The sequence below is a fragment of the Natrinema sp. CBA1119 genome (genome assembly GCF_002572525.1).
Lineage (GTDB): Archaea > Halobacteriota > Halobacteria > Halobacteriales > Natrialbaceae > Natrinema.
Genome location: NZ_PDBS01000002.1, coordinates 12,289 through 25,452 on the forward strand (window position 1 = coordinate 12,289; position 13,164 = coordinate 25,452).

General features: G+C 51.3%; 12 protein-coding genes and 2 pseudogenes. 5 read left to right on the forward strand and 9 right to left on the reverse strand.

Annotation, left to right across the window (positions count from 1 at the left end; translation table 11 throughout):
• Nucleotides 1-22: 22 nt before the first annotated feature.
• From CP556_RS20140 to CP556_RS20155, 5 genes and pseudogenes are all read right to left on the reverse strand, one after another.
• Nucleotides 23-946, reverse strand: a complete 924-nt coding sequence (locus tag CP556_RS20140) for a transcription initiation factor IIB (protein ID WP_098727511.1) — start codon at nucleotides 944-946, stop codon at nucleotides 23-25.
• Between the two features lie 227 nt (nucleotides 947-1,173).
• Nucleotides 1,174-1,848, reverse strand: coding sequence for an IS6 family transposase (locus CP556_RS20145; protein WP_098727512.1), 675 nt, complete (start codon nucleotides 1,846-1,848; stop codon nucleotides 1,174-1,176).
• Between the two features lie 67 nt (nucleotides 1,849-1,915).
• On the reverse strand, nucleotides 1,916-3,088 hold the full coding sequence (locus CP556_RS25485) for a hypothetical protein (RefSeq protein WP_141551724.1): 1,173 nt from the start codon (nucleotides 3,086-3,088) through the stop codon (nucleotides 1,916-1,918).
• A gap of 264 nt (nucleotides 3,089-3,352) precedes the next feature.
• Entirely contained in the window at nucleotides 3,353-3,811 is a 459-nt protein-coding gene (locus CP556_RS20150) for a hypothetical protein (RefSeq protein ID WP_176548268.1), read from the reverse strand.
• A gap of 52 nt (nucleotides 3,812-3,863) precedes the next feature.
• Nucleotides 3,864-4,541 (reverse strand): annotated as a pseudogene (locus CP556_RS20155) (IS6 family transposase).
• Nucleotides 4,542-5,053: 512 nt separating this feature from the next.
• Here CP556_RS20155 and CP556_RS26860 point away from each other — a divergent pair.
• The gene (locus tag CP556_RS26860; protein WP_098727513.1) at nucleotides 5,054-5,404 is read left to right on the forward strand and encodes a DUF7471 family protein; all 351 of its coding nucleotides are present in this window, start codon (nucleotides 5,054-5,056) and stop codon (nucleotides 5,402-5,404) included.
• 194 nt (nucleotides 5,405-5,598) lie between these two features.
• Here CP556_RS26860 and CP556_RS20165 read toward each other — a convergent pair whose 3' ends face one another.
• From CP556_RS20165 to CP556_RS20175, 3 genes are read right to left on the reverse strand one after another with little or no spacing between them, the layout of a single operon-like run.
• Nucleotides 5,599-6,288, reverse strand: coding sequence for a cytochrome c biogenesis CcdA family protein (locus CP556_RS20165; protein ID WP_098727514.1), 690 nt, complete (start codon nucleotides 6,286-6,288; stop codon nucleotides 5,599-5,601).
• Between the two features lie 2 nt (nucleotides 6,289-6,290).
• Entirely contained in the window at nucleotides 6,291-6,857 is a 567-nt protein-coding gene (locus CP556_RS20170) for a TlpA family protein disulfide reductase (RefSeq protein ID WP_098727515.1), read from the reverse strand.
• Nucleotides 6,858-7,574, reverse strand: coding sequence for an SCO family protein (locus CP556_RS20175; protein ID WP_098727516.1), 717 nt, complete (start codon nucleotides 7,572-7,574; stop codon nucleotides 6,858-6,860).
• 831 nt (nucleotides 7,575-8,405) lie between these two features.
• On the opposite strand from CP556_RS20175, the gene CP556_RS20180 reads away from it, so the two are divergent.
• Nucleotides 8,406-9,746 carry a polysaccharide deacetylase family protein gene (locus tag CP556_RS20180; protein ID WP_098727517.1) on the forward strand — a complete coding sequence of 447 codons (1,341 nt, stop codon included), beginning with the start codon at nucleotides 8,406-8,408 and terminating at the stop codon, nucleotides 9,744-9,746.
• A 240-nt stretch (nucleotides 9,747-9,986) separates the two neighbouring features.
• Here CP556_RS20180 and CP556_RS20185 read toward each other — a convergent pair whose 3' ends face one another.
• A complete protein-coding gene (locus tag CP556_RS20185; RefSeq protein WP_098727518.1) occupies nucleotides 9,987-10,190 on the reverse strand; it encodes a hypothetical protein in 204 nt (67 codons plus the stop codon).
• Between the two features lie 582 nt (nucleotides 10,191-10,772).
• On the opposite strand from CP556_RS20185, the gene CP556_RS20190 reads away from it, so the two are divergent.
• From CP556_RS20190 to CP556_RS27325, 3 genes and pseudogenes are all read left to right on the forward strand, one after another.
• Nucleotides 10,773-11,504, forward strand: a complete 732-nt coding sequence (locus CP556_RS20190) for a ZIP family metal transporter (RefSeq protein WP_098727519.1) — start codon at nucleotides 10,773-10,775, stop codon at nucleotides 11,502-11,504.
• A gap of 256 nt (nucleotides 11,505-11,760) precedes the next feature.
• A complete protein-coding gene (locus CP556_RS20195; protein ID WP_098727520.1) occupies nucleotides 11,761-11,970 on the forward strand; it encodes an MmgE/PrpD family protein in 210 nt (69 codons plus the stop codon).
• A 279-nt stretch (nucleotides 11,971-12,249) separates the two neighbouring features.
• Nucleotides 12,250-12,943 (forward strand): annotated as a pseudogene (locus tag CP556_RS27325) (phosphosulfolactate synthase).
• Nucleotides 12,944-13,164: the final 221 nt, after the last annotated feature.

Here is a 13,164-nt window from a genome sequence, read left to right on the forward strand (position 1 = left end):
CGTCTCATCTGGGTTGCGACGATCAGGCTTCAATCTCGAGTAACTCGTCTCGCCGACTGCGGAGCGTGTTCGGTGATGTTCCTGCGATATCGGCGATCCGCTGTTGCGAGAGACAGAAGCCGACTCGCTGGGCAGCGAGATAGAGACAACCTGCTGCGACGCCACTCGGCCGGCGGCCGATCGTCATTCCGCGTTCGCGTGCCGTCTGTGCGAGTTCGAATGCTCGTCGACGAACCAGATCTGGCACCTCGAGTTCTGTCGCAAGCCGTGGAATCCGATCTGTTGCTGCAATCGGCTGTGTCGGTAACTCGAGTTCGACGTTCATCACGGTGTAGGCGTTGGTGAGTCTCTGCTGGTCACAGCGCGCACAGGCTGCGACTTCTGCCCGTGATCGTCCGAGCCCGTTACAGCGAGTTGTTGCGTAGACACTGGCTGCAGCTACCGCCTCGAGCGATCGTCCGCGACAGAGCTGTTCGGACTGTGCAGTTCGGAACAGCGAACACGCCTGATCCCGGATACTCTGTGCAAGGCCGAGGCTTGCGACGATTCGCCGGATTTCACCGAGTCCATAGGCGAGGTTCCGTTCAGCTTTCGACTGCCACTGGGCACGGGACTGTTCGCGACGCAGCCGGTTCAATTGTCGACGCTTCGTACTCGAGAGGGTGTTTCCATGCCCGTCTTGCTTGTACCCGATCTCGGTGGAGAGGCCTCGATCGTGGCGTGTCGGTGTCAACGGGGCACCGGTCCGTCTCTTGGATCCCTGCTCGTCATGTCGACCCCAGTCTGGTCGTCGGTCTAGTTGGGTGTCCTCGAGGATACGTCCACAGTCCTCACAGATCGTCTCGCGGTCAGTTGCTCGAACGCTGCCGTCACAGTCTGGACAGGTAGCTGGAGTCGTCTGAACGCCGTCGCCAAACGTCGTCGTGTAGATGTCTCTCGTTGCCATCGATAACTCCGAAGAGGACAACTGATCAGCCCCTTCACCGCTACTGGGGCGATAAACACCACTAGTTGATCGTTGAGTGGGTATACTGAGGAAATCGCTGACTGGTTAGATGTGGGTCACGCGGAGTGCAATCGTATCGAGAACCATTTAAACGACGTTGAGAACGCGATAGAGATCAAGGGAGAGAATGGTGACGATAGTTGAGGACATCTTTGTGGAGGCACTGTCTAGTTTAGCACCTCGACTGGTGTCTGTCCGTTAAGTGATTGGTGCGGTCGTTGTGTGTTATAGTAGTGTACGAACTGTTCAAGCCATTCTCTGACGCTCGCCCGACTGCCCACCCATGAATTATGGAAGCGGTCAACTCGCATCTTGAAAGTCTGAAACCACTTTTCAATCAGATTTCGCTCGACGTAGTCGAGCTGACCGCTTAACCCCAATCGAGAGAAGGAAGTCAGATAGCCGTAGCCATCGACGAGAAACTCAGCGTCGGAGAGATCGTGTTTCTCGGTGAGTCCATGCAGAAACGCAGCAGCTGGATCAGTGCCTCGCCGTCCAAAGAGTGCGACGTCGAGAATAAGTTTCGTGTCGAGGTCTATTGCAGTGTACATCCAAGATCGGTCGCCGTTAATCCTGACAACGGTTTCATCTACCGCGACCCGCGACGGCTTCGCCGTCGGCGGGTCTGGGACACTGTCAGCCAGCCGATGTACCCAGTGCCAGATTGCTTGATGAGAGCGTTCAACGCCGAGTGAGCGAAGGATCGTTTGTGTCTCTTGAAGCGAACAACCAGTCGCGTGGAGCTGGACGGCGAACGCCCTGACGGGCGTTGCCGTCCGCTCACGCTCCCAACATTCATCAAATTCCGCCGCGTAGCTCTCGCTGAACAGGTCTGCGAGCATTGATCCAAACTAACTCTATGACCTGCTCGTTCCTCAAACTGCGCTAACTAGACGGTGCCGTTATTAGCTAATACCCACTGAAGACGTAACCAGGATCCACAGTTGTCATGTTTCCGGTACCGAGATCTCCTCTAGCGTTAAATGTTCCACTGACCTTACAGAGGACAATATTCGATTCGTTCTCATCCCAGTCACCGTGGAAAACACCACTGTTCCCTGCTCGAACTACACTATCCCCGCCTGCATTGCCTACATCCATTATACCACCGTACTCATATCTGGTATTAACTGAGTTGTCTGGATCAGTTTCGTTAGTTAGCTTATCAATATTATCGTCACTTGGTGATAAGGTAATACTGCCATATGGACCTGAAGCATCAGCACCAAATGATACAGATTCTAGGTCGAGTGCATCGTTATATCCACCGTCTTTATCCTTGGTTGGTGCAAAATCAACAATGGATTTATTATGTGTACCATCATATGACCAATCTTGCTCAACAAAAGTCTCGATGTTGAACCCTTGCCCATTTGACACTGAACTATCATAACTATCAAGATATTCTCCAGGCCATTGGAGGAAAGAGACTACACATCCAAGTTGGCGATCACCAGAAACATCATGGGTTTCATAAAGCCTGCCTGTTAAATCAACCCTTCCGAGGATGTATTCTGTACCATCAACAGTTATTCTTGCATATTCATCAGCTGTTACGGTCCCAAGAGCATCCCAATCAGGACTTGCACTAATTCCGTCACCGCTGGTGCTCGTAGTGGTGATTGAGTTACTAGAAGCACTAGCAGTGGTAGTTGAATTTGATCGTTTTTCTATATCTCCTAAAACAGTCTTTTGAGCATCATTTATTTTATGCTCTTTTTCTTTTGCAGAAGCTGTTGGTGGTGCAGACCAGAATCGTTCGTATGGCGCGTTGTCAACCCATCCAAGATAGTATCCTATCTTCTTGTCTGATGGATCTTCATTAATAACTGAGTCCAGTTCTGAAACAGCGGCATTACTATTTTCTGGAATCACTTCTTCCCTAACATCGTTTATATCGGGGCGGACAAGCCCAGATGAATGAGTTGTCGAAATAAGGACCCCATTCTCTGTTTCTTTCCATTTTATGTTATTATTCTTCTTAGCAGATGCCGCATTTGACAATAAGGCAATTGAACCAACACCGGTGGCAACCTTTCCTAGATAGCTTCTTCTTCCGAACACTCTATTTTTATCTCCCATATCCAGATCAATATATAGTGCCATGTGTATTAATAATCACTGTTGCGGAGATTATGTCCCATATATTTAATACCTCCTAGATATAACTCCTTCCTCAATCATGATATAATAAAAACTTCTTATATACTAGTGGTTGGTTAGTTTCTAAACACTAATATCAAAAATATCGTCTGTTGTTTTGCAATATCATTCCATAGTCGAGTGATTGTAAACAGATTGCATGACTTTACAGAAATCCAAGATTGGACAACCTAAGACTTAGAACTATACTACAATCGACTCTTGACGACCTTCTTCATAGCTTTCAAAGTCAATTGTTTCCCAGTACGGTATTCCCGAACCGTCTCCCCCGATCCAATAGGCGATTTGGAGGGCATATTCGTCAGACGCCTCTTTAGAGTCGACCGTTATCCACTCTGAATTTCTGTCCATACGCATGTGAACGCGGAAATGTCCCGGTTCATCTGGCCAATCTTGATTGATCCATTGGTGCTGAAGTGGTCCTGATTCATTGCGGCCCTTGATGACGTATGAATCAGAAAAGATTTCTTCATTTTCGTAATCAACACGCACATGAATAGTATGAGGCTGGTTATCTGCATTAGCTATCTCAATATAACTGAGAACTGACTGATTGCTAGAATAATTTGAGGAGATACATCCAGAAAGACCGGCACAGAATGTTGATACCACAGTTGATAGGATAATACGTCGGGAGACCATACAATTCACATTAGGCTTGATCAATATTATATTTATGGTATGAGGGCACTGTCTAGTTTAGCACCTCGACTGGTGTCTGTCCGTTAAGTGATTGGTGCGGTCGTTGTGTGTTATAGTAGTATACGAACTGTTCAAGCCATTCTCTGACGCTCGCCCGACTGCCCACCCATGAATTATGGAAGCGGTCAACTCGCATCTTGAAAGTCTGAAACCACTTTTCAATCAGATTTCGCTCGACGTAGTCGAGCTGACCGCTTAACCCCAATCGAGAGAGGGAAGTCAGATAGCCGTAGCCATCGACGAGAAACACCGTCTCGGAGAGATCGTGTTTCTCGGTCAATCGATGCAGGAACGCAGCGGCTGAATCAGTGCCTCGTCGTCCAAACACTGCGACATCAAGGATTAATCGTGAGTCTAGGTCTATTGCAGCGTATACCCAAGACCAGTTGTCGTTGATCTTGACAGCGGTTTCATCAATGGCGACCCGCGACGGCTGCGCCGTCGGCGGGTCTGGTACGCTGTCAGCCAGCCGATGTACTCAGTGCCAGATTGCTTGATGAGAACGTTCTACGCCGATCAAGCGAAGAATTACTTGTGTCTCACGGAGAGAACAACCGGTCGCGTGGAGACGGACGGCGAACACCCTGACAGGTGTCGCCGTCCGCTCACGCTCCCAAGATTCATCAAATTCCGCCGCGTAGCACTTGCTGAGCAGGTCTGCGAGCATCATTCCAAACCAACTCTACGACCTGCTCACTTCTCAAACCGCGCTAACTAGACGGTGCCTGTGTATATTATACATTATTTGAGATTATTATAGTTATCTGGTCGTATCCTGGCAGTGACTGGCTAGCAAGTAGTATTGAACTGGATATGAGTATAGGGGGGGATTCCCACTGCTTAGGAATAATCCAATTTACCAAGGATTAGCGGTTCCAAATAGCCAATTTGAGAAAATCAATTGACGCGTAATTTGAGCCCCATATCAGAACATGTTTATTTGTCTGTTCTTGGATTCTTCTGTGTAGAAATCTCAGACAGGATAGGTTGTATATTTTATAAAGTGACTCGCATAACGGCTTTCGACCATTCCAAAGAAACAGGAAGGCTAGATAAAGAGAGTACTTCCATATTCACTGTCTACATCTGAATAGTCCCCTAGTGTTATATAATGAACATCTTCTGAAGGCTTTGCACCGAAGTACATAGATAGCCTTCTAACCAAATACGGATCACATCCGTATGCTCGCTTTAAGTTCACTCAGTAGTGGATGGCTAGATCCACAGCTAGCGCCAGTTCTCATCGCGATAATCATCCTCGCTGTTATCGGGACAATCCTTCTATTCGGTGTAGGCCTTATATCATATCTGAGGCGACGAACGGCCCGCTATCTCTTGATTACAGTTGCGCTTGGAATGCTCGTTGCCCGCTCTATAGTTGGGCTCGGTACTGTTTTTGGAGTGGTACCGATGACCGTCCACCATCTTGTTGGACACAGCTTCGACTTTCTGATCGCTATTATTGTACTCTACGCCGTATACCGAAGCGGGCCAACAACTAACCTTCACCCTTTCAAAATTAACAGGGACTAAGTATTTTTAACTCGACATCTCTTGGGAAAAATTTTCACTTTTGGATATTTCTGTGACTGTTGAGCCCAAATTGATAATATGGCAGTTGAAGATCACGCTACTCGCGAGACTACGTGAATGCGATCTTTGATCTCCATCTCAACACGTCACGAAAAACGATACGCAGATTGCGCCGCCACTTATTAAACGAAATTTTAGAACGGGGGCAATGAGACCAGGTCGAAGACGACAATGGCGAGATATAGCTGGCCAAGGCCAGCGATAATCATCACTGCACCCGCAATCCGCTTGAGCAGCCCAGAGTAGGCAGCGAATCGACCGGCGCTGGCGACGAGGCCCATCCCTGTCACGACGGTCAACGAGACCATCAGGACGACGACACTGCTAACGTAGATCCCGAGGAGGATCACCGCATCAGTCGTTGACAGCGAGAGCGCGCGGGTGACGATGCTGATGAACAGCGGCGCGACACAGCCGGCCGAGGCAAGCGCGTAGCCGCCGCCAAAGATGGCAAAACCGAGTACACTTGAACGCCGCTTCGGGAGTGGGACCGAAAGCGATGGGGCACGATCGATGAGGATCAATACGCCGAACCCAATTAGGAGGAGCCCGGCTATGCCTTCGAACCACTTGACTGACGACAGCGTTGACTGACCCACCCAGAAGGTCGCTCCAAGCAGGGCCGTAAAGGTAACGAGGACGCCAAGCCCAGCGAGCAAGCCACGGCTTAGTGCACCACTGAGAGATGCCCGCTCGCCGTCGGTCTGGCTCACGTAATAGCCGACGTAACCTGGCAGTAGCGGGTACGCACACGGGGAGAAAAACGTCGCGATACCAGTCGACAGCGCGAACACGACTGAGGTAGTAAGCGTCGCGTCGACCATCGTTATTCTCCCTCGGCACCGTCGCTCTCGAGTGCTCGTTCAATGCCGTCGACGATCTCGTCCGTGGACTTTCTCCCACCTGCCGACCACTGTACGCGCCCGGAGGCGTCAATTGCAACGGCATAAGGAATGCCAGTGATGGCGTACTGGGCGCTCAGTTCCGCGGTCGGATCGATCCCGAGCGTCCAGTTTCCGTTGTGGTCTTTCCACCAGTCGACGACCTTTGCTTCCGTCACCGAGCGCCCGACCGCTTCGTTCGTGACCGATATGAACAGCACGTCGTCACCGAGCCGATCGTGGGCCTCGATGAGCGCGGGCATCTGCTCCGAACAGGCGTCACACCACGTTGCGAAGAAGTCGACGAACGTCGGTTGGTTAGTCGCCGGCACACGAACCTCGCCGGCCTCGCTACCAGGTGCCTCTATCGTCTCGACTGTGAAGGGGTCGACCGGCTCGCTTTCATCGTCGGATTCGTCGTTGACTGATGGCACGCCGTAGATTGCCACCGCTCCCGCACCGCCGATGACGCCCAGACTGCCGATCCCAGCGAGGACGTCACGCCGGCGCATCTACTCTGTCACCACTGTTTCGACATCACCAACGACCGTCGACGGGGCGATGGAGCTGCCCTTCGGATACGCTCGTTCGACGATCCCACGCTCATTGGCTAGCAAGATCAGGGCGAAGTGGGGAAATATGTACTTGAGGTCCTCGTACTCTTCGGCATCAGTCTTCTTGAAGGGAAGCCCAATATCCTCAGTCATAATCTCCTTTGCACTGTCGTAGGTCTCCGGTCTGAGGAAATGCCAGTTTTGGGCCTCGGCGTCGACACCCTGCTCATTGGCAAACGTCCGCAGTTTTGATTCGGTGTCGCGCTCAGGGTCGAATGTCATCTCGAGGAGTGCGATATCGTCGCTGAAGCCCTCTTCGGCAGCAACTTCCTGAGTACGGCGCAATCGTAGTGTCAGCGCCGGACACACTCCGTCAGGGCAGTTTGTATAGACGAACGTCATCAACACGGCCCGTTCGCCCTCGAACTGCTCGGTTGAGATTGTTTCGCCAGCCAAGGGATCAGGAAGACTGAGCGCGGGCAATTCGTCGCCGTAACTCGGGTGTGATGCCTCGCTCAGGTCCCTCTCTGGCGGTTTAAGGATGGTATCGGAGTTGCCTCTGCCTCCGCCTCCGTTTCCGTTTCCGTTATCGCTGCCAAACGTACCTCCAAGACAACCAGCAATACTAGTGAGTCCCGTGATTCCGGCTGTGCCGAGATATGTCCGTCGATCCATATCTCACCTGTAGAACCAACGGATCAAATGGTCGTTGGTTCACTTCACGAAAGCGCGGTGTCACAGAACATTTATTTACAGTATTTTAGGGCAAAACCATCCAATCAGTAGACGCAATAGTATAATATAGATTTAATAAAATGTATGCCATTTTGTGGCTCTTGCGAGGCAGTGGCGACGGACTCCCTATCCAACTATTCTTGGTCGTTATTTCTTCGGCGTTGGTAGTGTCGTCTCGTTCTATCGGTCGAAGTCGTTTCGCCAGTGTTGAGCTGGCAACCTTTGTTGCCTTTGGACACTGGTGTTTGAGGGGGAGTACATTTCGATGCGAGGTAGTTATGAAAGTGACTTTGGCCCTCGAGCCACTCTTTGAATTGGTTACTCGAGACCGATTTATGGACTTCGTCAACAAGGTCGTCAATCCATGTTTCGATCTTGTTGTGCCGGGTCTCTGAATCGTCGAGAACTCCGGGGTAGCGCTGCTCGTAGTCGTTTTCGAGTACTGCTTCCCGAGTCGAGCCTGAGAAGGTCTCCATCCCTCAGAGGGTCTCAAAAAATACGGCAATAATCAAGACTTGAAGAATTACTAGTTAGTGAAATTCAAGTATCTATGTTCTAGTTATCATATTGGTTGATTCTCTATTTCACTAGAAGATGTTGAGAGTCTCTCAGAAACAAGTCCTAAGATGCTCAATCTGAGAACGCTTATAGAGATGGTAATATCCGGATTTACAGCGGTATTTGCCATATATGGGCCCTTGAGATTATATAGCGACTTCTATTTAACACACGCATATTCAAAATCCTTAGTCTGTAAAATGTGTATTACCGATGACGAACCAACAGAATACTCGTCGCCAGTTTCTTGCAGCATCTAGCGCAACTGCATTTGCCGCGATGGCTGGCTGCATGGACCGGGTTAACTCTGCAATTCCGAATGTCAACGACGGCAACGGTGGCGACAGTTCGCCGAACGGAAATGAATCTAATTCCGGTAACGACATAGACGAGATCGAATCGCCAGAACTCACGGTCGAGACGGAGTACAACAGCCGCGAAAAGTTCAAACAACCCGGCAAGCAACTCGATGACTTCGAGAACCTCGAGCCATGGGAGGTCATTCGGGGATCCGGTGAAGCCGATCAGAACATTACCTTTGACGGCTCCCAAAGCATCCGACTCTCCGCCAAGAATAGCCAGAATATCACCCTCTCACGCCAGATTGAGAAGACTGATATGAGCGACCTCGATGTCTCGATGGCCGTTCGTACCTCAACGCCGTCGAATATCGCCATCGATATCCGACTCGTTGATATCTACGGCGGCTACGCTCACCATCAACTTCGATCTGTTACTTACGGGGAATCTGATGTCGACTGGTTCCGGACCTGTCCTGGTGTCTTCGAGCAAAGTTCGATGCCTCTTGAACGGGAAGTTGTCGAGGAGATCCAGATTATCATTTACAATACTGGTGATGCAGAGGTATGGGTTGACGATCTACGCACTCACAAGAAACCCGACAAGGGATACGTCATTCTCAGTTGGGACGACGGCACTCCTGACTTCTACGAGCGAGCAAGTCCGCTGCACGATGAGTACGATGTAAATGCCGTTCAAGCGGCCGTCCGACAATGGACGCGTAATCAGCGTGAGGGAGTCATGACAGTCGCACAACTCAAGGAGCGCCAAGAGGCCGGCGATCAGATCGTCGCTCACGGGACTCATACGCGGCTCGCGGAGATGGAGGAGAACGATCTTGAGAACGCGCTACGGCGAGATAAGAACTGGGCTGTTCAAAATGAACTTGAGGGCGGTCATTTCCTTGTCTATCCCCACAACAGCTTCGACAAGACTGTCCACGATATCGCGTCTAACTACTATTATGCGGGCGGGTTCAACCAGTCTGGTAACGTCAACCTCACTGGTGTCCACGGATTTGATCCGCTAGCGTTGCCGCGAACAATCGGCAGTAATCTCGATATCGCAACCCGATGTATCGACCTTGCTGCCGAACACCGCCAGTGTACAATCTTGAACTTTCACGAATTCGGGATAAATAATACAATTGATGAAAACGAGTATGAGAAACTACTTCAGCATATTAATGATACCGACAATGTTGAAGTCATCAATTATGACGACCTCTGGAAAATGCGCCGTGCAGGCCACTGACCAATACTCAACACTTCACAAAACCGGTTAATTGAGATCTCGGTTTATTATGAAGGTGCTATCAAATAGCAGCAAGTAGGCATGTTAAAACTTTAGTCCGCATAGTTTCACCGCGCGGTAACACTCTTTTCGAGGGCCAACCTGGTAAGAAGTCATTCTGTCTTTGCTGCGTCAATCATTTCCTGTGGATACCATCTCTTTCTACGCTACTAACCCAAATCAACACGGAACGTCAAGGAATTAGTAATTACTAGGATCAGTGTCTTTTATTACCATCCCAATGAGAGTGATCGTGAAGAGTAGGGAGACCCCTGCAGTCCCCTTAACGATCAAATTGAACATTGGAGATCCGGCAGGATCTGAAAGTGTAATATACATTGTCACCATCAGAAAGCCAAGGAGCAACATTACTACAACCATGGCATCACCAAGTGTCTTATTCATATATTAAGGATCTTTGTCGAACAGTATAAGTCAACCGAATCTTGAGAGATGGTACAATCACTATTGAGTTCGCCACACATGTAATAATTGAAATAACTACGGGTGAATATGAACTTATAAACTGTAAGCATCCATCTTGTGGATTAAATATCTCAAGTTACAGCTAAATATGCAAGGGCGAACTGAATGGCGTTGTACACACCGTGAATAAGTGATGGTACGATAATATAACCATCTTATTCCGCCGAATAGCACTCGCTGAGCGGATCTACGGGCCACATGGCCAAACGCGCACTACGACCTTCTCGCTTCTCAAACTGGCCTAACTAGACACTGCCCTGAAGACCATTACACCAGGATACACGAGATAACTGCCGTCTAACGGGAGTACTTGCCAGCGCTTGAAGCCATGTTCACGTGATCTCCCGTAAATGAGGGCAGCATACAGTGCTGCATCAGCGCGACAAACGCCAGGTTCACCCAGAAGAGGTGAAAATTACGTGCGACACTGACTCCGGAATGTAATCACCAGTGGCATAACGGTTTTCCAGCCACCCGCCGAATATCGAGGAGATTGCTACCGTGGCCACAACCTATCTGACGGCACTGCTCTTGAGTTCGCTGCCCGCCCTCGGGAATACCTTCGGCGGCCTCGTCGCCGAGCGGTTTGAAATTTCAGAAAAGGCCCTCAGCCTCGCACTACACCTCGCAGCCGGAATCGTTCTCGCAGTCGTCGGCATTGAACTCATTCCGACGGCCATCGAAGCAGACCCGCCATGGCTCGTCCTAATTGTGTTCCTAGCTGGGGGCGTCTTCTCAATCGGTCTCGACCGAGTCACAGATCTGATAGCCAGCCGGACAGGTGGAGAAGCCAATGCCGGTGCGTGGGGAATCTACGCTGGCGTCGCCGTTGACCTCTTCAGTGATGGTGTGATGATCGGTGCCGGCTCGACGATCAGTCTCAGCCTCGGACTCCTGCTCGCACTCGGGCAGGTTCCCGCCGACGTCCCGGAGGGGTTCGCGACGATTGCCACCTTCAAAGCGAAAGGAATCCCGCGTCGAACCCGAGTATTGTTGTCCCTGTCGTTTGCACTCCCGATCTTCCTCGGCGTCACGGTCGGCTACTGGCTCGTCCGTGGACGACCGGCGATCGTCAAACTCGGCCTCCTCGCGTTTACGGCTGGAATCCTGCTGTCGGTGGCCGTTGAGGAAATTATTCCGGAGTCCCACAAGGGAGATGAAGCACGTCTGGCTGCCGTCGCCCTCGTTGGTGGCTTCGCCCTCTTCACACTTATTTCGGTCTATCTGGGATAGCGTTATTCCTCTTTAGATACCGTCCTTCCGAGGGCGGAAGAACCAGTGGAAGATTCAGCGGATGATGGTCACACCTTGCCATGAATTGCTGGCCTCTCGGACATCCACCAATCTGATGCGATCTATAGGTCGCTTTAGACGGATGTCCCAAGTAAGAGAGAATGAGACGTCACGAACTTTGTTTGCCAGCCACTACCCAGTGTCAGGATATGCTCTGGGCAAAGAGAACTTCCCCCACGCGGCCGTACCTCCACGCATGACAACGACTGAGGAACTGGCCAAGTTCGTTCAGGACGTGACTATCGACGGGTTCTCGGCGGACACGCGAGAGGAACTAAAAATGCGGGTGCTCGATTCAGCCGGCACCGGGATCGACGCGCTCGGCCACGAACCGGTGGACATCGTCCACCGGACGGTCCAGCGTGCAAACCCAGGTACAGACTGTACGCTGTGGGGGCACGGCTAGACCGCGTCACCGGTCGGCGCCGCAATGTACAACACGGCGGGCACCAGATTCGACGAGGACCGCTGTGACGATGTCGTCGCAACGATCAGGGATTTTGAGTCGCATACCGTCGACTACCTTGTCAACCTGCTTGCGTAGGGCGTTGCACGGCTCGTTGAACAGGACTTGTCAGACTGTTCGCGTCGCTAGGTCTTTGGGAGGTGACGGCCCTCAAGATCCGATTGAGCTGGCCGTTGCCCCACTCACTAAGGACACGGAGACCAAATCTACTACCGCATTATGGTCGATCGCACCTTCGAGTTCTTGCACCACAACGAACGCGAGGAGAAGCCATGAGAGAAAGGAATCTCGGAGATCCGGGGTCCGTACTACGACCTGATGGGGCCATGCGAGCTACAGGACATCCTGGAGACGATGGGGCAGTACGTGGACATCTACAAGTTCAGTGGCGGGTCGTTTGCGCTGATGCTAGAGGAGGCCGAACGGCTCGGGTTCGACATCGTCGAGCTATCGAGTGGATTCCTCGTTATCGGAACCGACGACATGGTGCGGATGACGGAGATTGTCGCCGAAGACTGCGAATCGACCCGAAGCCGGAGATCAACGTTCAGTTCGGAGCTGGCGGCGCTACCGATCTGATCCTCGAGGAGCAGGGCCAGCAGGATTCTAAGCAGGCCATCGAGGAGGGCCGTCGCCACCTAGAGGCGGGCGCGACCTCCTGATGGTCGAAGCCGAAGGTATTACCGAGGAGGTCACCGGATGGCGAACCGACGTCGCCTACCAGATCGCAAATGAACTTGGGATCGAGAACCTCGTGTTTGAGGCGCCGGGACCAAAGATGTTCGAGTAGTACATCAAGAACTTCGGGCCCGAGATTAACCTGTTCGTAGATAATTCCCAGATTTTCGAACTGGAGTGCATGTGGTCCGGCCTCTGGGGGAAGGCGACTACCTGGGGTCGCACCGTCACCTAGAAGGGCGACCGCGAGTAGCTGAGCTACAGGTTAAGAGTCATTGAGTTGCTGGATATGTTCCGTGTCTCGGAGCTTTCTTCTTTCGAAGATTAAGCCGAGCAGCGGCGAACACTACTGGGTCTCGTATAACTCGTTCCGTAGCCCTCTCTAATGAAGCAAATCTCCATTGTTCAGTGGGGGATAGTTTTCAAATAGGCCTCCTGAGTAGTTCTTCAAGCGAA